Raw genomic sequence first — 19,359 nt, 5'->3', positions numbered from 1 at the left:
TTCCACCTCTCATTTTTCTCGAACCGGGTTCAGAAACCATGACACAAACCAGGTCTTCTTCCGCCACGCGGCAGATTCACTTCGGCGCCGGTATTCACGGCCCCGCCGGTCATTACGCCGGCTGGCGGCATCCCGAGTCGGTGATCGATGCAAGCATCAACCCCGATTACGTGAAGGGCGTAGCGCAACTTGCGGAGGTCGGCAAATTCGACTTCGTGTTCATTGCGGACGGGCTGCACATCAATGCGAAGTCGATCCCGCACTTCCTGAACCGGTTCGAGCCGCTGACGCTGCTGTCGGCGCTCTCGGCGGCGACCACGCGAATCGGCCTCGTCGGCACGCTGTCCACCTCCTATAGCGAGCCATTCACGGTGGCGCGGCAGTTCGCGAGCCTCGATCATCTAAGCCGTGGCCGGGCGGGCTGGAACGTGGTCACGTCGCCGCTCGAAGGCTCGGCGCGCAACTATTCGCGCGACAGTCATCCCGAGCATGCCGAGCGCTATCGCATCGCCGGCGAGTACCTCGATGTGACGAAGGGACTGTGGGATTCGTGGGAGGACGATGCTTTCGTGCGCGACCGCGAGAGCGGCGTGTTCTTCGATCCGGCCAAGCTGCATACGCTCGACCACAAGGGCAAATATTTCTCGGTGGAGGGGCCGCTCAATATCGGCCGTACGCCGCAAGGCCGACCGATCCTGTTCCAGGCGGGCGCTTCGGGCGATGGCAAGAAGCTCGCGGCGCAACATGCCGACGCTGTCTTTACCCATCACGATACCCAGGCCGAGGCGCGCGAGTATTACGCCGATCTCAAGCAGCAACTGGCTGCCGCTGGTCGTGACGAACACGCGTTCAAGGTATTCCAGGGTATCAGCGTGCTATTGGGCAGCACGACCGAAGAGGCCGAGCGCCGCTACCAGGAAACGCTGAAACTATTGACGATCGACAGCGCGCTCGACCACCTCGGCCGTTTCTTCGAACACCACGATTTCAGTCAGTATCCGCTGGACGAGCCATTTCCCGATCTCGGCGATCTGGGCAGCAACAGCTTCCGTAGCGGGACCGACAAGATCAAGGCCAAGGCTCGCGAACACGGACTGACGTTGCGTCAGGTGGCCCTCGAGGCGGCCGCGCCGCGTCCGCATTTTTTCGGCACGCCCGAAGCCGTGGCCGATGAATTGCAGGCCTGGTTCGAATCGCGGGCCGCGGACGGTTTTATCGTCGGCGGCGGCACGCCGACCTCGTTCGCGGAGTTCGTCGAACAGGTCGTGCCGATTTTGCAGAAGCGCGGCCTGTATCGCACGGAATATCAGGGGAGCACGTTGCGCGAGCACCTGGATTTGCCGTACCCGGAAAATCGCTATGCGCAGGCACGCTGAACCCGATCGCTCTTTGGCGGCGCGCGCGCGGCGGGGTGCTTTGGTGTGATCGATACGGTCTCCCGTGTGGAGACCGTTCGTCTTCGGCGGACTGGTAGCGAATCCGTAGAGCCTTCTCAGCGCGCCCGGGCGAACTGGTTGACCGGATAGTCAAGCCCGAGATGCTCACGCAGCGTCACCCCTTCATAGTCGCGCCGATATGCGCCGCGTTCCTGCAGGATCGGCACCACTTTCGTTGCGAAGTCGGTGAAGGCCGTAGGCGTGCCGCCGCGGACGATAAAGCCGTCGGTTGCACGCGCTTCGACCCATGCCTGCAGTCCGTCGGCCACCTGCTCGGGCGTGCCGGAAAAAGTCGGACGCGGCGTCGCTGCTTCCAGCGCGACTTCGCGTAACGTCAAACCCCGCTCGTAAGCGTCGCGCTTGATCGTGTCGGTAGTGCTGCGGAACTGGTTGCTGCCGAGCTCGCCAATGTCGGGAAATGGCGCGTCGAGCGGGTACTGCGAGAAATCGTGGTGATCGAAATAGCGGCCCAGGTAGTCGAGCGCGTTGTCGATTGTCACGAGCCGGGCCGTCTCCTGGTAGCGCGCCTCCGCGTCGTCGGCCGAGTCGGCGACGATGACGCTGATGCCCTGGAAGAGTTTCAGACTATCGGGCGCGCGGCCATGCGCCGCGAGCCGTTCGTGCACGTCCGCATAGAAGGCCTGCGCGAGCGGAATGGTCTCCTGGCGCGTGTAGATCGCATCCGCATGTTGCGCCGCCACGGCTTTGCCGTCCTCGGACGCGCCGGCCTGGAAAAGAATCGGGCGCCCCTGACGCGAACGGCCGATGTTCAGCGGCCCGGCAACGGAGAAAAACTCGCCGCTGTGATTCAACGTGTGCAGCTTGTCGGGATCGAAGAACACGCCGCTTGCCTTGTCGCGCACGAACGCGTCGTCTTCCCATGAATCCCACAAGCCCTTCGTGACGCTGAGATATTCCGCTGCGATCCGGTAGCGCAGCGCATGTTCCGGATGCGTGTCGCGCGAGAAATTTTTCGCCGATCCTTCGAGCGGCGACGTGACGACGTTCCAGCCCGCGCGTCCATCGCTCAGATGATCGAGGCTCGAAAACTGGCGTGCGACCGTGAATGGATCGCTATACGAAGTCGACAGCGTGCCGACGAGACCGATCCGTTGGGTAATCGACGCAAGCGCCGATAGCAGGGTCAGCGGTTCGAATCGGTTCAGGAAGTGCGGGATCGATTTCGCGTTGATATGCAGTCCGTCCGCGACGAACAGCAGATCGAATTTCGCGGCTTCGGCCTCACGCGCGAGTTGCTGGACGAAGCGAACGTTGATACTGGCGTCGGCGACGGCGTCGGGGTGCCGCCAGGCAGACATGTTGCCGGACGGCCCCTGAATGATCGCGCCGAGATGAATCCGGTGCGGCGACGCGTGGCGGTTTGACAGGCTCATGGGGCTCTCACTGACAGAAAAGATACCGGGGAGGTCATGCGAGCGCCGCGGTTTGCGGCGCCGGCTCGGGAAGTCCGGGCAGCGCGTCGAGCAGCGCCGCGGTGTACGGATGGGCTGGCGCGCTGAAAACGCGCTCGACGGGTCCGGTTTCGACGATCCGGCCTTGGCGCATCACGATGATGCGGTCGGCGACGTGGTGAACGACGCCGAGATCGTGAGAGATGAACAGCATCGCGGTGCCGTGTTCGGCCTGCAGTTCCGCCAGCAGATCGAGCACTTGCGCCTGGATCGACACGTCGAGCGCGCTGACCGGCTCGTCGGCGACGAGCAGCGCAGGATTCGGTGCAAATGCGCGGGCGATTGCCACGCGCTGCCGCTGGCCGCCGGACAGTTCGCGTGGGTAGCGGTGGTAGCAACTCGCGCCGAGTCGGACTTCGTCGAGCAGTTGCAGCACGCGGCGATTACGCGCCTCGCCACGAATGCCTGCCGAATCGAGGCTCTCGCCAATCAACTGGCCGACGGTGTAGCGCGGGTCGAACGAACTGTACGGATCCTGCGCGATCAACTGCAGGCCGGCGCGGCGCGAACGGCGCGCGGACTCCGGCAGCGTGCTCCAGGCCTCGCCGTCGAGCAGCACCTGGCCGCTGTCCGCCGCAATGAGGCCGAGCACGATTCGCGCAACGGTGGACTTGCCCGAGCCGGACTCGCCGACGATGCCGAGGGTCTCGCCCTTCGACAGGGTGAACGAAACGTCGTCGAGCGCGGCGGGCGTGTCGGGCGGGGCGCCGTATCGCTTCGAGATCGATTCGACCGACAGCACGCGGGTATCCGCGACGATGCGTTTGCGCGGCAACGGAATTCGCACGGCTGCCGCGGGCGTGGTGATCGTTGCCGACGTTGCCGGTGACTCCTCCGGACGCGTCTCCGTCGCGAGCCGGAAGCCGCGCGACGCAGGCACCGGAATCGCGGCCAGCAGTTGCCGCGTGTAGGGGTGCGATGGCGCGGTCAACACCTCGCGCGTCGGTCCCTGTTCGACTACACGGCCTGCGCGCATCACGAGCACGCGGTCGGCGAGGTCGCCGACCACCGCAAGATCGTGGCTAATGAGCAGCAGGGCGTCGCCGGCATCGCGGCGCGCGCGCAGCAGCGCCAGGATCTGCCGCTGCACTGTCATGTCGAGCGCGGTGGTGGGTTCATCGGCGATCAGCAGCGAGGCGCCGCCGGCGATCGCGGTACCGATCAGCACGCGCTGCCGCAGGCCGCCGGACAGTTGATGCGGATATTGCACCAGGCGCCGTTCCGGATCGTCGATACCGACGGATTTCAGGATGTCGGTGCTGCGTGCGTGCACTTCGCGCGAGGGTACGCCGCGCTGCGCCTCGGCGATGAGATCGCGGACCCGCCAGAGCGGATCGAGTGACACCAGCGCGTCCTGCAGCACGTAGCCGATCTGGCGGCCACGGATCGCGCGCCAGTCGCGCTCGCGATGAGCACGTGCGTCCACACCCGCAATCTCGAAGCGATCGGCACGCCATTCGGCGTTCGCGCCATTCAGTCCGACGAGGCTGCGAGCGGTCACGGATTTACCCGAGCCCGACTCGCCCACGAGCGCGACGCACTCGCCCGCATGCACCGTCAGGTCGATCGGACCGACGACCGGTCGGGTTGCGTGACGGCCGCGAAAACCGATCGTCAGATTGTCGATGCGCACGACCGGTTCGGCGCGCGTGGCGATGCCGACGGCCGTGGCTTTGGAAGAAACCAGCGGAGGGTCGAGGACGATTGAAGTCATACGAACTCCCTGCGTTCGAAACGCGCCTGCCAGTAGCCACCGAGTGCGTTGACCGCGACGACGGCAAGCGTCACCGCGACGCCCGGCCAGACGGCGATCCACCAGGCGTTGTACAGATAGTTGCGGCCCTCGGCCAGCATCAGGCCCCATTCGGCGGCGGGTGGTTGCGGTCCCATGCCGAGAAAACTGAGCCCCGAGGTGCCGATGATCGCGGTGCCGAGCCCGATCGTTGCGAGGACCGGCACCTGGGCGATCGCATGCGGCAGCACGTGTCGCCAGACGAGTACCCATGGCGCGAGCCCAAAGGTTTTCGCCTGCTCGACGTAACCCGATTCGGCGACGATGAACGTCTGCGCCCGCACGACCCTGGCAAAGCGCGGCACCGACGCGACACCGAGCGCGAACACCAGGTTGACCGCGCCCGGGCCGGTGAACGAGATCAGCATCAGCGCGAGCAGCAGGTCCGGGAAGGCCGACACGACGTCCAGAAACCGCGTAATCAGTTCGTCGAGCCATCCGCGCGCGAGCCCGGCAATCAGACCGAGCACGGTGCCCGCGAGGGTCGCGACACCGATCGCCGCGGCGCTGATCGACAGCGAATAGCGCGCACCGTAGATCACGCGCGCGAAGATGTCCCGGCCGAGTTGATCGGTGCCGAGCCAGTGCTCGGCGCTACTGCCGAGTTGGGCGGCAAGCGGGTCCGCAGCAAGCGGATCGTAGCGGGTCAGCCAGTCGGGCGAGAAGACCGCGATGACGTTCAGGATCAGGTACAGCCCGGCCAGCGTGAGACCGGGATGGCGCCAGAACCAGCCCGCGGCGCGCAGGCCCGGGCGCGTGCGGTAGGGCATTTCGACAGGGGTTGCCATGGGTATCTCCAGTTCAGCGGCGCGTGCGGGGCTCGCGCAGGCGCGGATCGATCAGCAGGTAGAGCAGATCCACCGCGGTGCTGACTACCACGTAGATCGTCGCCGAGAGAATCGCGATGGCGAGGATCACGGGCATGTCTTTCGCCAGCACGGCATCGACGGTGATCTTGCCGAGGCCCGGCCGGCCAAACACCTGCTCGGTGATCACCGCGCCGCTCAGCAGGCCGCCGACGAGCCAGCCGGCGAGCGTCACCGCGGGCAGCGCTGCATGGCGCAGCGCATGTCGCACGCGCAGCGCGAAGCCGCCGACGCCCCATGAGCGCACGGTCAGCGCGAACGGTTCTTCGAGCGCCCGCTCCATGCCCTTGCGCAATACGCGGCCGATCACCGCGCCCTGCGCGAGTCCGAGCGAGAGCGCCGGCAGCACGAGCGACGAGAAGCCACGATCGCCCGCGACTGGAAACAGCTTCAGCGTGAAACTGAAGACGAACAGCAGCATGATTCCGAGCCAGAACGACGGCGTCGAGGCGAGCACGAGTTCCGCGCCCGAGGCAATGCGGCCGCCCCAGCGACGCCCGGCGCTGAGCACGGCAAGTCCGACGGCGAACACGAGGGTCACGACGAATGCGGCACCTGTGAGCTTCAGCGTCGGCCACAGCTGACCGATGACGAGCGGTGCGACGTCCGTGTTGAGCACGTACGAGCGGCCAAAATCGCCGTGCAGGATGCGCCACAGGTAATGCACGTACTGCAGGTAGACCGGTTCGTCGAGGCCCCATTCCTGACGGATCGCCGCCTCGATGGCGGGCGTGCTCGGCTGTTCGCCGATCAGTAGCGCGACGATGTCGCCCGGCGCGAGCTGGACCGCGACGAACGACAGCGTGACGGCGGCCCACAGTACCAGCACGCCGGTGAAAATCCGCGTCGCGATCGGCGAGCGCGGCCACCACCGGCGCGCTGCCCGCAGCGCAGGCGCCGCGCCGCCAGGTTCGGGGAGGGAGGTCGGATGGGTCACGGCTTGTCTCTCACGGCATGTCTCTCACGGCTTATTTCTTCAGCCAGATGTCGTAGGGGTTTTCCGGCATCTGCGCAAACGGGCGGAAGCGGATGCCCTGCACGGCCTTCGCCGCCGCGATCTGATCTTCGGGCTCGTACAGCGGCACCGCATAGGCCTGCTCGACGATGACGAAGTGCTGCAACTCGCTGTACAGCTTCTTGCGTTCGGCGATGTTCTGCGTCTGCGCGGCCGACTGCAGCCAGCGTGTCAGTTCGGGCGCTGAGGCGCGGCTATAGTTCAGCGCGCCGCCCTGATCGACAGGCAGGTAGTGGCCTTCGATGTCGATCGCGTCGGGTGGCGTGTTGGAGTTGGCGATGGCGCCGTACTTGCCGCTCTTGCGACTGTCGGTGTAGGTGCCGTCGTCGACGTACTGGATTTTCAGGTCCACGCCCAGCCGTTGACGTGCCTGCGCCTGCAGTGCCTGCAGCAGTACGTCGCGCTGGTCGCGCACGGTCGCTTGCGCCTGGATCACCGTGATGGTCAGCCGTTCGCCCTGTTTCGTGCGGTAGCCGCCCGAATCGCGCGCGCTCCAGCCGGCTTCGTCGAGCAGCGAATTGGCGAGCTTAGGATCGTTGCCGTACTTGCGCTCCAGGCTGTTGTCGTAGAGCGGATCGATCGGCGACGTGATGCCCCAGGCGCGCGTGCGCTCACCACGGTAGATGGACTGGACGATGCCCGTCATGTCGAGCCCTTCGAGCAGCGCACGGCGGACTTTCAGTTCCTGCGTGGGCCCGTAGGTGACGTTCAGGAACAGCGAGTACGGCGTGCCCGTGTTCAATGCATGCTGGTACGTGAGATCCGGGTTGTGGCGAATCAGCGCGGCGTCGTTGCCGGAGACGCCCTCGATCACGTCGACCTGGCCGGACAGCAGCGCGCCCGTGCGCACCGACGACTCAGGCAGGAAACGGTAGACCACGTTGTCCAGATAAGCCGGTCCCTGGTGGCCTGCCGTCGGCGGCGCCCAGCGATAGTCCGGGTTGCGGGCGAACTCGATCTCCTGCCCTTTGACGTACTTGCGCAGAATGAACGGCCCGGTGCCGGCAATGTCCGGTCCGCCCGCTTTCAGGCTCGTCTTGTCGAACGCGTTGGGCGAAAGCAGCGGCAGGCGCCCGGCGAACGTGAGAAACGGCGAGTAGGGCGCGTCGAGTGTGATCTCGACGGTATGGGCATCGGGCGTCTTCACGTCCGCGACGTGCGAGATCAGCCGTGACAGGTTGCTGCCGCCGGAATACGCAAGGTTGCGCGCGTTGAGGAAGTTGCGGGCCACGGCTTTGGCATCGAACGGTGCGCCGTCGGTGAATTTGACACCGTCGCGCAGTGTGAACGTATAGGTCTTGCCATCGGCGGAGACCTTGTAGGCACTCGCCAGCCACGGCACGAAACTGCCGTCGGGCTTCTGCGCGAGCAGGCTTTCGTACGCGTTACGCAACAGCAGCTCGACTTTGTCCTGGCCGTTGAGTTGCGGATTGAGCGTGTGCGGCTGCGTTTCGACGCCCCACGTCAAGGTGCCGCCGGACGTTGGGGTGCCTTGCGCGAACGTCGGAGTCGGGAGCGCAAGCGCGAGCAGAACGGCGGTCGATGCGGCGAGACTCGCGACTCGATGGGTGGAACGTCGTGGCGCAAATGGAAGTGTCATCAATCGAAAAGCCTTCGAAGAAAAAAGCAGCAAAAGAAGATAGCGTGTGTGCCTGGCTAGGCGGCCGGCGTTTGCGGGTAGAGCTCCGGAATCAGAACCTTGCGAAGCCAGACGAGCGGCGTACCGAGCGCGTTGATCGACTGCTGGAAAGGGACGTATCCATGTCGCTCGTAAAACGCCTTCAGCCACGGGTGTTCGACGGCTGTCGCAAGGTAGGTCGCCGGCGCCTTGACCTGCGTCTTCAGGAAGGTGTTTTCAACGTAATCGAGCAACGTGTTGCCAAGTCCCTGACGCTTGAAATCGGGTGCAACCGCGAACCAGTGAATGAACGGATAAGGCGTCAGGTGACGGTCTTCCGGCGTCCACGGGAAGCGGACCGTGAGCGTCGCGGCCAGTGCCTTGTCGCCGCTCGGCGACTCGCGCTCGAGTACGAAGGTGGTGTGGCTCGCGACGGTGCGCTGAACCCGCTCGACCGGCGAGCGCGTGATCGTGAAGTGGACGCCCTCGCGTGCGAGCGGCGCATAGGCTTGCTGAAGCAGATCGTAAAGAGCGGGCACGTCGTGCTGATCGGCGATGCGAATGGTGTCGGTCATCAGTCTGCCGGAGCGAAGGAGTGAGCCGCGTCGATGGGCGTTGGGGCTTGTGTCGCTAGCGTGGTGTTCGACTGGTTGGCGTTCGATGGGTCGGCGCCACCCGCGAGAAGGCGCAGCGATGCGATGCGCGGCGCGGCCGCTGAGATCGGCGTATCCACGATGAACTCTTCCACGCCGTAGCGTTGCTGCAGTTCGCCGAGTTCGCGCAGCACTTCGTCGCGCGTGCCGTGCACGATATGGGCCTCGCGTTCTTCGACCCGATGCGCACCGCCGCCCGACTGACGCACGAATTCCTCGACCTGTTCGAGGCTGCCGACGTTCACGGCGGGACCATCGCCGACCTGCACGCGAAAACGCCGGAAGCCTTCGGCGAGCTTCACCGCTTCGGCTCGCGTTGGCGCGACGACGACGGAAATCGCGAGCAGCGGCACACGCCCACCGGATGCGGACCGGTATCGATCGAGCGACTGCTGGATGTTCTCGGCTGCCGCGTTGATATGCGCCGCATAGACGAAGTCCCAGCCGAGGCGGGCCGCAAGCGCTGCGCTGTCGACGCTCGCGCCGAGCAGGAACGGGCTTGCCGATTCCGGCGGTAACGGCGTCGCGCGCAGCACGGTTTCGTTGCCCTCGTGGCCGGCGGGCGGAGTATCGGTCGCGCGCAGATAACGGTCCAGCGCCGAGGCCAGTTCCGCGAAATCGGCGCGGTGCGACGACTCGCCGGACGTTTGCAGAGCACGCGTCGACAGCGGCAGCCCACCCGGCGCCTTGCCGATACCCATATCGACGCGGCCAGGCGCAAGCGCGGCCAGCAGATTGAAATTTTCTGCGATCTTGTACGGACTGTAGTGCTGCAGCATCACGCCACCCGAGCCCACCCGGATACGCCGGGTATGCGCCAGCACGTGCGCAATCAGGATTTCCGGCGAAGGGCAGGCGAGGCCCGCCGTGTTGTGATGTTCGGCGAGCCAGTAACGGTGATAGCCCCAGGCATCGGCGGCGCGGGCGAGCGCGACGCTGCGCCCGAGCGCGTCGACGGCACTTTCGCCGGCGGCGAGCGGGCTCTTGTCCAGCACGCTCAATCTGAAACCGGGCTTCGATGAAGCGTGACCGGCAACGCTGGCTCGATAGGTCATGAGAAAGGAATCGAATAGGAACGACGAAATCGAAACAGTTGATTCGATTCGGGATGCGAGATTATTTTGCTTCGTGTATGGGCGGGTCAAACAATCACGAGGAATATCGAAAGCCGAAAATATTTGTTCCGGTCCGTAGGGGGCAGTGAGGTAAGGTGAGCGCCGTTCGATCGTATACAAAGGACTCCCCATGCAGGCTCGACTTGGCCTGGCGCGGCTTCCCGCCCGGCTCCGCTCAAACGGTGGTATTGCTGCATGAACGTCCCAACCAGGCGATTAAAGACGCTCGTTGGCGCGGGTAACGTGCTCTATGCGCGCGGTGACGAAGACGTCGCACAGGGCATTCGACGAGCCGCTGCGCTGGCGCGCAAGGCGGAGGCGCAGAAGATCACCGGGCTCTTCACGGCAGACCTGCTTCAGGCCGATCAGGCAGGCCTCGCCGGCAACACCGGCAGCCAAGAGCCGATCGTCGCGCTCGCCGCGTTGAGCCAGGCGACTTCGTCGATCGGGCTCGTTGCAACCGTATCGACGACCTACCATCACCCGTACAACATCGCGCGGCTGATCGGCACACTCGATCACGTGAGCGGAGGCCGTGCCGCGTGGAACGCGGTCACGTCGTCGGTCGGCGAGGAGAATTTCGGCGAGGGCGGATTGCCCGATCCCGAGCGCCGCTATGCGCGCGCGACGGAGTTCGTCGAAGTGGTCAACGCATTGTTCGATGCGAACGATCCGGCGGCCGCACGACGCACTGCGGCAGGCTCGGTGTCGGTCGACCCGCGCAAGCTCGGCGCGATCGACTATCGCGGTAAGCACTTTCAGGTGCAGGGGCCGCTCAACGTGCCACCGCCGCCGCAACGGCGGCCGGTGCTGTTCCAGGCGGGGCAGTCGGCGAGCGGGGTGACGCTGGGCGCACGTTACGCCGAAGTCGTCTACACATCGCAGCCGACACTCGACGAGGCGCGAACCTTCGTGACCGAATTGCGCCGGCAGGCGATCGGGTTCGGCCGTGCGAACCGGTTGCCGTTCGTCATGAACTCGTTTCATTCGCTGATTGGCGAGTCGGATGCGGACGTCGCGCGACGTCTGCGCGAGAAACACGAAAAGATCGATTACGAACAGGGGCGGCTCAAGCTTGCCGACATGCTCGGCGGCGGTATCGACCTGAACGTGCTGAGCGACCTGCCGCTTGACCGGCCGCTGCCTCACGCGCTGTTGCCGGACATCGAAAGCGTGAATCGCCGGCGCGGGCGTGTCGCGATCTTTCGCGGTTATGCGTTGCAAGGGCTCACGTTGCGCGAGCTGATCATCCGCGCGCAGGACACCGGGCACTGGTCCGTTGCCGGTACGCCTGAACAACTCGCGGATGCGATCGAAGAACGGTATCGCGCGGGACTCGTCGACGTCGTGTCGCTGCACGGCCTGGGTCAGCCCGATCAGGAAGACCTGCTGCTGAACGGACTATTGCCGGAATTGCGCAGGCGTAACCTGATCGACACCGACTACCGTGGTGGCGATTTGCGCTCGAATCTCGAACTGCCGGCTCTCGAATCCGCTGAGGTCGTTGATGAAAAGCACGCACGGCATGCGTTTAATTGAGCGTTGAAGGAGTGGGCGTGACCCTGACTGTGACCCGTCTTGCACCCGCGTTAGGCGCTTTGGTGCAAGGCATCGATCTGAGCCAGCCGGTCAGTGCGGATGCGCTGGAGGAACTACGCGCGGCGTTGGTGCGTTATCAGGTGCTGTTCTTCCGTCAGCAGAGCATCACACCGCGTCAGCACCGCGACTTTGCGGCGCGCTTCGGCGAACTGCATACGCATCCTATCTATCCGCAGCATCCTGAGGCGAGCGAGATCCTGGTGCTGGACACCGAATCGGTCGACCTGAAAGACAATGCCATCTGGCACACCGATGTGACGTTTTCGGCCACGCCTCCGCTTGGCGCGGTGCTGGTTGCGCGGCAGTTGCCGCAGAGCGGCGGCGACACGCTATGGGCGAGCAGCTTCGCGGCTTATGACGCGCTCTCGGACCGACTGAAGGTCCTGCTGGAAGGTCTGACGGCGACGCACGACTTCACCAAAAGCTTTCCGCTCAAAAGGTTCGGCCTGACCGCCGCGGACACCCAGCGCTGGAACGAGACACGCCTCAAGAATCCGCCGCTGAGTCATCCGGTGCTTCGCACGCATCCGGAAAGCGGACGCAAGGGGCTGTTCGTCAACGAAGGCTTTACCACGGAGATCAACGAACTGCCCGAGCAGGAGGGCAAGGCGTTACTCGATTTTCTGTTCGCCCATCAGGCACGCCCGGACTTCGGCGTGCGTTGGCGATGGGCGTCAGGGGACATCGCGTTCTGGGACAATCGCTCGACCAGCCACTATGCGGTGGACGATTACCGCCCGGCGCGGCGCATCATGCATCGCGCGACGATATTGGGTGACCGGCCGTATTGATTGTCACCCCATCGTCCAGCGTGCGGTTCCAATCTCCTCAGGTCTGGCAGAAGAATTGCTTCACAGCGAGCTACCTCTCTTCGCTCGCTGATCCTTCATGCCGAAACCGTCGTTCTCCACCCAGCTACTTGCGCTGTGGACCCTGATCGCCGCGCTGTGCGGCCTTCTGAGCGTGGCGGTTTGGCTCATGTTGTCGTCGGCGCTCGGCGAGCGTGTGGTAGCAGCAAAGCAGCAGGCGGCAGCCGCCTGCACTGCGGTGGCCTCGCGCTATGACCTTTCGATGCAGCATTCGGACGAGACCAATGTGGAGCTCATGCACGCAGTGCTCGATCTCGTGCTGATCCAGACCGATGGCATCGAAGGCGGTTTCTGGACCAATGCGCGTGCCTCCGGCGGCTTCGTCGCCTATGCGTTTCCCACCTATGGCGGTAGCGGGGTCAAGCGTGACATCCCGGAGGCGGAGACACCGCTTATTCTGCGTGCGCTGAGAAGCGCATCGAGCAATGGACAATTGCAGGCCGAGAGCGTGCCGAGCGGGGCGGATGCCGTGCTCGCGGTGGCCTGCCCTGTGCCGCGTCACACGGGACTGTTTGCATGGACGCTGACCCGTGCACGGCCTCCGCTCGGTCCATACGGCGAGCGGGCCGCGACCATCCTCGCCGGGGTGCTCGGCATCATCGTCGTGCTCGCCATTTTTCTGGCACTGACGCTCAGGCGATGGAAGCGCAACCTCACGCGGCTCGAACTGTCGCTCGCGCCCGCGGGCGACTTCGAGCGCGGCCAACGGCTCGACCGGCTGGGCGAGCGTGATCTGGATCAGATCGTCGATGCGCTCAACCGCTATACCGACCGCGCCGAACGGCTTACGCGCGACGCGAACGCGCTGAACCGGCGGCTCGCGGAAGCAGAACGTTTCAGCGCGCTCGGAAAAATGGCGGCGCAAATCGCGCACGAAATCCGCAACCCGGCGGGCGCGATGCGTCTGAAGGCCGAGAACGCGCTCGCCGGTGATGGCGCCCGCCGGGAAGCCGCGTTGAAGAGCGTCATCGAGCAGGTGGGCCGCATCGAGTCTCAGGTGACGAGCCTGCTGGCGCTGACGCAATCGGTGACGGTGCGCGCGTGCGAGGTCGACCTGCCAGCGTGGCTCGGCGACATCATCCAGACGCACGAAGCGCGTGCCGGGAGCAGGAGTGTCGTGCTCCGCGCAGAAGTCGCCGCGAGCAGGAGCCAGCCCTTTTTCGATCCCGTCCAACTGGCGCGCGCGCTGGACAATCTCCTCGTGAACGCACTCAGGCACGTGCCGTCGGGCGGAAACGTGACCGTTCGCGCCTACGGTACCTGGACGAACGAAGGCGAAAGGCTCAGGCTCGAAGTCGTCGATAATGGTCCCGGCGTCAGCCAGGCCGAGCACGAGCGGATCTTCGAGCCTTTCGTGACGGGGCGTCCGGACGGCTCGGGCCTGGGTCTTGCCGTCGTGCGTGAAATAGCGTCGGCGCATGGCGGCCGCGCCTATCTTGCGGAAGATTCCAGCCTGACGTGCTTTGTTATCGAGTTGCCATGGCGACCATCCTGATCATCGATGACGACGACGCGTTTCGCGAAGGCCTCGCTGAAACGGTTCAGGATCTCGGCCATTCGCCGACCGAAGCACGCTCGGGCGAAGAAGCGCTCGCGCAGTTGCACGAGTGTCCAGCGCCCGCGTGCATCTTTCTCGACTTCCGCCTGCCCGGCGCGGACGGCCTTGCTGTGCTCGACTCGCTGCGCAGGATGCCCGGCCTGCAAACCGTCCCGGTCGTGATGCTCACCGCACATGCGACCAGCGACAACACCATCGGCGCAATGCGGCTCGGCGCCTTCGAGCATCTGACGAAACCGGTTGGGCGGGACGAGATCGCCGCGCTCCTCGAGCGCATTCTGACGGCGCAATCTGGCGCACCCGCCGCCCGAGTGTTCGCCGACGAAGTCACGTCCCGCGAGCCGCAACTGCTCGGCGTGAGCGAAAGCATGCGCGAAGTGCAAAAGCGCCTGGGCCGCGCGGCGGCCGCAAATGCGACCGTGCTGATTACCGGCGAAACGGGAACCGGCAAGGAAATCGCGGCCCGCGTACTGCATCGCGCGTCGGCGCGGGTAAGCGGACCGTTCGTCGCGGTGAACTGTGCGGCCATTCCGCACGAGCTACTCGAAAGCGAACTCTTCGGGCATGGCAAGGGTGCCTTCACGGGCGCGCAAAGCGACAGGCGGGGGCGCGTCGAGGAGGCGCATGGCGGCACGCTCTTTCTGGACGAAGTCGGCGATATGCCGCTACCCATGCAGGCGAAACTCCTGCGCGTGCTGCAGGAACGGCAAGTCACGCCGCTGGGAACGAACCGGCTCGTGACGGTCGATGTGCGTGTAGTTGCGGCGACCCATCGCGATCTCGCTTCGATGGTCGAGGCGGGTACTTTCCGGCAGGACCTGCTGTTTCGGCTCAACGTGATTCCGTTGCATATGCCGCCGCTGCGCGAGCGGGTGGCCGATATCCTGCCGCTTGCCGAGCACTTTCTCGCGGGCGCATCGTCCGATGTCTTGCGCAAACATCTTTCGGCCGATGCACAGCGCCTGCTCGCCACGTTTGCGTGGCCGGGCAATGTCCGCGAGCTTGCCAATGCGATCGAGCGGGCGAGCGCGCTCGCGCCTGGACAGGTGCTGACGCGTGAAGACTTCGTCTTCCTGACCGCGATGAAAGACACCGCGGACAACGCGGCTGACGCGATTCCCGCCACGCTGCTCGAACTTCCGCTCCCGCAAGCAGTTGCGCATCTGGAGCGCACGCTGATCGTGCGTGCGCTCTCGGCGGCCGCGGGCAATCGTGCCGAGGCGGCGCGCCGTCTCGGCATCAGCCGCCAGTCGCTCTATACGCGCATGGCAACGCTCGGCATCTCCGACGCTTAAGCACGAGTCCGGCATCGTCAAGGAACCGGACATAGGCTGTCGGGTTTCCCGACACTTCTACGTGCCTTCAACGGCCGGTTCCCCGAGCCATCGGGCGTGCTCGCATGGCATAGCCCTTGCAAATAGCTCCTCGCTACGCACAAGGAGTGAATCATGCAATCGAATCAGTACCCCAGCTTGCGAATCGTCGTGCTCGCAGCCGTTCTCACCGCGAGCGCCGGATGCTCGGCACAGACTCAGCTACAACCTCCACCTCAGCCCGTTGCGACGGTGGCACCACCGCCCGTCGCGGCGGAGCCTTCGCCAGGTCCGCTCGCCGACGCTGCTTCTGTCGCCACCACGCAGGTCACCGTGGTGCGCTTCCTGACTAATCCGGACGGCGATGTCGACGGCTTCATGACCAACGATGGCAAGCTCGTGCGCTTTCCACCGCATATGAGCTCGCAACTGACCTCGGCTGTTCGCCAGGGCGATAGCGTGCAGGTGAGCGGCACGCGCGACAAAGGGGGCAACCTGACTGCCCAGCGCATCACCGATACGCGAAGCGGCCAGCAACTGATGGACGCACCCGCGCTGCCGGGCGCGAGGCCGATGCCGCGCGCGGCACGCGGCGAAGGCCTTGCGCGTCTGAGCGCTCAAGGACAGGTGGCGCAAGTCACGACTGCGCCGCGCGGCGAACCGGATGGTGTGATCCTCTCGGACGGCACGGTGATCAAACTCACGCCACCCGTGGCCCAACAGTTTGCGACTCTGGTTCGTACCGGCGCGACGGTGTCGGCGCAAGGCTATGGCACGCGCAATCAGTACGGCACCGCGCTGCAGGCGACCGCATTCGGCTCGCCGGGCAAGCTGACTCCGCTCTACGACCGCAAGGCGCCGATGCCTTGAGACCGGGCTATCCGGCCAGCCTCGACTCACATTCACAGACGATTACCTTCACACAGGACATAGAACATGCATTGGATCGATCCCGCCAGCCTTCCGGAAACACGCGGCAAAGTCACGCGTTTCCTGTTGAATCCGCACGGTGAAGTCGATGGTCTCCTCATCGGCTCGCGTCAGGTTCACTTTCCGCCGCATCTGTCGAAGCAACTCGCGCGTCACGTGGCACTCGGCGATGTCGTTCGCGTACGCGGCGTCAAGCCTCGCGATGCCGACATGATCGCCGCCGTCTCCCTCACCACTCGGGACGGCGTGCTGATTCTCGACGACGGTCCGCATCACCACGGTGAGAAGCATCACAAGCCGCTTGTCGAACGCACACCGATGGACGCGTCCGGCGAAGTGGTGCTGTCGCTTTTCGGTCCGAAGGGCGAATTGCGTGGGGCGCTGCTGGACGACGGTACGTCCCTGCGCATGCCGCCGCACGCTGCCGCGGAGTTGAGCGCTTATCTGAGTCCGGGCGCGTACGTTCACGCGTGGGGTCATGGAGTCAAAAACCGGCTCGGACGCACGATCGAAGTCGACGAAATAGCAGAACTCGTCGACGCACCGGAGTCCGCCTGACGGGTCGGCGTTCCTGTTATCGAGCACGTGTCATGTGGAACTGGGTGCACTTCGGAAACCTCAACGCCTCGGGCGACGACCAGTACGAAACTCCCGATCAGGAACGGACGCCATTGGTGAACCATGAATGCTCAGTACGCACTAGAAGCACTGAATTTTTTCATGGCCGATGTCCAGGCAGGCATCGGGCCGTTCCTCGGCGTTTTTCTGCAGGCACACGGCTGGCTTCCCCAGGCGATCGGCACGGTCATGACGCTGGGCGGTATCGCAGGAATGCTCGCGACCTCGCCGGCGGGTGCATTGGTCGATGCCACGCATCACAAGCGCGGCATCATTGTCATCGCAGGGGTGATGACGACACTCGCGTCACTCGTGCTGTGGGTGTCGCACGACTACTGGATGGTGGCCTCGTCGCAGATTTTCACGGCCGTGACCGGCGCCGCGCTCGGTCCTGCCGTGACCGGCGTGACGCTCGGAATCGTTAAGGAAAAGGGCTTTAACCGGCAGTTCGGCCGCAACCAGGTTGCGAACCACGCGGGTAACGTGATTGGAGCCGCGCTTTCGGGCTGGCTCGGATGGCGCTATGGATTCGGTGCGGTGTTCGTACTCGCCGGTGTGTTCGGCATCCTGACGGTCATCTCGACGCTGGCCATCCGGCGAGATGCGATCGATCACGACAGCGCACGTGGCCTCGGAGAATCGGTACCGAACGAGCAAGAGCATGCGAGCGGATTTCGCGTGCTGTTGACCTGCCGACCGTTGCTGGTGCTCGCGGCATCGCTCGCGATGTTTCATCTGTGCAATGCGGCGATGCTGCCGCTTTACGGACTCGCAGTCGTCGCGGCGCATCAGGGCGAGCCGAATGCCTTCACCGCTGAGACCATCGTCGTTGCGCAACTGGTGATGGTCGTCGCGGCGTGTCTTGCGAATCGGCTGATTCACCGGATCGGCTACTGGCGCGTGATCCTGATTACGTTTCTCGCATTGCCTCTACGCGGATTGGTCGCGGCGATGTTCATCACCTCGTGGGGGGTATGGCCGGTTCAGGCGCTCGACGGCATAGGCGCGGGGTTACAGAGCGTCGCAGTACCTGCGCTGGTGGTGCGGCTGCTGCAGGGCACGGGGCGTGTGAATGTCGGGCAGGGTGTCGTCATGACCTTTCAGGCCGCGGGCGCCGCGCTGAGTCCTGCGCTGGGCGGTGTGCTCGCTCAGCATTTTGGATATGCGAGCGCATTTCTAGTGCTGGGCTTTGTATCGACGGGTTCGCTTGCGCTCTGGATGTGTTTCGGCAGCGTGAACCGTTGACGGCCGGATCATCAGTTGCGTGGGGCGGTGGTATTTCCGTTTACAGTCGAGCTTGCGTGACATCGAGGAACCGCTCGACCAGGCAGAGAACAGCCTGCAAAAACACGCGAGTTCGAGCACCGCATGCGTGGTTTTCGGGCCTCGAAACGCACGGAGAATTTCACGCGCGTCCGCTCGATATACGGGAGAGTGGGGCAACAGCGCATGGGGCAAAATCCGTTTCCGTAACGCAACCCTCTTTTCCTCACACCGATTCTCACGGCTCCGCAAACAGGTGCGCGCACATGAAGTCGACGAAGACGCGCAGTTTTGGAAGCAGTTGCCGGCTCGACGGCCACAGGATCGAAAACTGACCGTGCGCGATCGGGTGGTCGTCGAGCACACTGACGAGTTCGCCGCTCGCGAGCGCGTCGTGTGCGAGGAAGTCCGGCATGAAGCCGATCCCGAAGCCGGCAATCACCGCGCCACGCAGCGCCTCCATGTTGTTGCAGGTCATCGCGGTGCTCAGGTTCGGCGGTTCGCTGCCGTCTGCCGTAAGCGTCCACGGCTGCAGCTTGCCGGTGGTCGGAAACCGGTAGCGCACGCAGGCGTGCCCGGACAGCTCGGCAAGCTTGCGCGGCAGACCCACACGTGCAGCGTAGCCAGGCGACGCGCACAGCACGAAACGGAACGGACCGAGCCGGCGCGACGTCAAACTCGAATCGGTGAGCGCACCGCTGCGGATCACTGCGTCGAAGCCTCCATCGACCACGTCGACGAGCCGGTCATTAAAGTCGAGATCGAGTTCGACGTCCGGATAGCGCGCGCTGAATGCGGGCAGTACCGGCAGCAGGAAGCGGTAGCCGATCACGGGCAGGCTCACGCGTAACCGGCCACGCGGCGTCTGCGCTGCCTTAGACAGCATGGCCTCCGCGTCGCGTAAGTCCTCGAGAATCCGGTGACAGTGTTCGTGAAAATGCCGCCCTTCTTCGGTCAGCGTGACTCGGCGCGTGGTTCGGTGAAAGAGCCGCACGCCGAGCGAACGCTCGAGCTTCGCGATCGTCTTTCCGACCGCCGACGCGGAGATGCCGAGCTTGCGTCCAGCCGCGACGAAGCTGAGCGTCTCCGCCGTGCGGACGAACGCGACAATGCCGTTCAGGTTGTCCATGCCAGTGCGACCTCGATGTTGGCTTATTGCGGAATTTTAATCCGCTATTTACGGACTCCGGGACTGTTTTTGGTGTATTGAATCGGATTTATCCTTCGTCGCTCGGCCAATGC

General features: G+C 64.6%; 16 protein-coding genes. 8 read left to right on the top strand and 8 right to left on the bottom strand.

What is annotated here, in order from left to right; all coding sequences use genetic code 11:
• The first annotated feature begins 38 nt into the window (after positions 1-38).
• Positions 39-1,376 (top strand): LLM class flavin-dependent oxidoreductase, encoded by a 1,338-nt coding sequence (locus FQ746_RS33035; RefSeq protein WP_144113987.1) that lies wholly within the window; start codon positions 39-41, stop codon positions 1,374-1,376.
• Positions 1,377-1,492: 116 nt separating this feature from the next.
• On the opposite strand, the gene FQ746_RS33030 is transcribed toward FQ746_RS33035, so the two are convergent.
• Genes FQ746_RS33030 through FQ746_RS33000 form a run of 7 tightly spaced genes read right to left on the bottom strand, consistent with a single transcriptional unit; the run spans position 1,493 to position 9,907 of the window.
• Positions 1,493-2,830, bottom strand: coding sequence for an LLM class flavin-dependent oxidoreductase (locus FQ746_RS33030; RefSeq protein ID WP_144113986.1), 1,338 nt, complete (start codon positions 2,828-2,830; stop codon positions 1,493-1,495).
• 34 nt (positions 2,831-2,864) lie between these two features.
• Positions 2,865-4,622, bottom strand: coding sequence for a dipeptide ABC transporter ATP-binding protein (locus tag FQ746_RS33025; protein ID WP_144113985.1), 1,758 nt, complete (start codon positions 4,620-4,622; stop codon positions 2,865-2,867).
• Positions 4,619-5,488, bottom strand: coding sequence for an ABC transporter permease (locus tag FQ746_RS33020; protein WP_144113984.1), 870 nt, complete (start codon positions 5,486-5,488; stop codon positions 4,619-4,621). Before FQ746_RS33020 ends, FQ746_RS33025 begins: the two co-directional genes overlap by 4 nt.
• 13 nt (positions 5,489-5,501) lie before the next feature.
• Complete coding sequence (locus FQ746_RS33015) at positions 5,502-6,503, bottom strand: ABC transporter permease (protein WP_144113983.1); 1,002 nt, start codon at positions 6,501-6,503, stop codon at positions 5,502-5,504.
• 31 nt (positions 6,504-6,534) lie between these two features.
• Positions 6,535-8,181, bottom strand: a complete 1,647-nt coding sequence (locus tag FQ746_RS33010; protein ID WP_144113982.1) for an ABC transporter substrate-binding protein — start codon at positions 8,179-8,181, stop codon at positions 6,535-6,537.
• A gap of 56 nt (positions 8,182-8,237) precedes the next feature.
• Positions 8,238-8,774 carry a GNAT family N-acetyltransferase gene (locus FQ746_RS33005; RefSeq protein WP_144113981.1) on the bottom strand — a complete coding sequence of 179 codons (537 nt, stop codon included), beginning with the start codon at positions 8,772-8,774 and terminating at the stop codon, positions 8,238-8,240.
• Entirely contained in the window at positions 8,774-9,907 is a 1,134-nt protein-coding gene (locus FQ746_RS33000; protein ID WP_144113980.1) for an LLM class flavin-dependent oxidoreductase, read from the bottom strand. Before FQ746_RS33000 ends, FQ746_RS33005 begins: the two co-directional genes overlap by 1 nt.
• A 255-nt stretch (positions 9,908-10,162) precedes the next feature.
• Here FQ746_RS33000 and FQ746_RS32995 point away from each other — a divergent pair, with 255 nt between their 5' ends.
• The 7 genes from FQ746_RS32995 (at position 10,163) to FQ746_RS32965 (ending at position 18,099) form a co-directional block, all read left to right on the top strand.
• Positions 10,163-11,506 carry an NtaA/DmoA family FMN-dependent monooxygenase gene (locus tag FQ746_RS32995; RefSeq protein WP_144113979.1) on the top strand — a complete coding sequence of 448 codons (1,344 nt, stop codon included), beginning with the start codon at positions 10,163-10,165 and terminating at the stop codon, positions 11,504-11,506.
• 17 nt (positions 11,507-11,523) lie between these two features.
• Positions 11,524-12,357, top strand: a complete 834-nt coding sequence (tauD, locus tag FQ746_RS32990) for a taurine dioxygenase (protein WP_313955589.1) — start codon at positions 11,524-11,526, stop codon at positions 12,355-12,357.
• Positions 12,358-12,454: 97 nt separating this feature from the next.
• Entirely contained in the window at positions 12,455-13,930 is a 1,476-nt protein-coding gene (locus FQ746_RS32985; protein ID WP_144113978.1) for a sensor histidine kinase, read from the top strand.
• Entirely contained in the window at positions 13,915-15,288 is a 1,374-nt protein-coding gene (locus tag FQ746_RS32980; protein ID WP_144113977.1) for a sigma-54-dependent transcriptional regulator, read from the top strand. The genes FQ746_RS32985 and FQ746_RS32980 overlap by 16 nt, the downstream gene beginning before the upstream one ends.
• A 153-nt stretch (positions 15,289-15,441) precedes the next feature.
• Entirely contained in the window at positions 15,442-16,176 is a 735-nt protein-coding gene (locus FQ746_RS32975; protein WP_144113976.1) for a hypothetical protein, read from the top strand.
• A 66-nt stretch (positions 16,177-16,242) separates the two neighbouring features.
• Positions 16,243-16,794 (top strand): hypothetical protein, encoded by a 552-nt coding sequence (locus FQ746_RS32970; protein ID WP_144113975.1) that lies wholly within the window; start codon positions 16,243-16,245, stop codon positions 16,792-16,794.
• 123 nt (positions 16,795-16,917) lie between these two features.
• A complete protein-coding gene (locus tag FQ746_RS32965) occupies positions 16,918-18,099 on the top strand; it encodes an MFS transporter (RefSeq protein ID WP_144113974.1) in 1,182 nt (393 codons plus the stop codon).
• Positions 18,100-18,355: 256 nt separating this feature from the next.
• Here FQ746_RS32965 and FQ746_RS32960 read toward each other — a convergent pair whose 3' ends face one another.
• Positions 18,356-19,246 (bottom strand): LysR family transcriptional regulator, encoded by an 891-nt coding sequence (locus FQ746_RS32960; RefSeq protein ID WP_144113973.1) that lies wholly within the window; start codon positions 19,244-19,246, stop codon positions 18,356-18,358.
• Between the last annotated feature and the right edge of the window lie 113 nt (positions 19,247-19,359).

Source organism: Paraburkholderia sp. BCC1886, assembly GCF_900996245.1.
In the GTDB taxonomy this organism is placed as follows: Bacteria; Pseudomonadota; Gammaproteobacteria; order Burkholderiales; family Burkholderiaceae; genus Paraburkholderia.
Note: the sequence above shows the minus strand (reverse complement) of the source record. Positions and strands in the feature narration are given on the sequence as shown.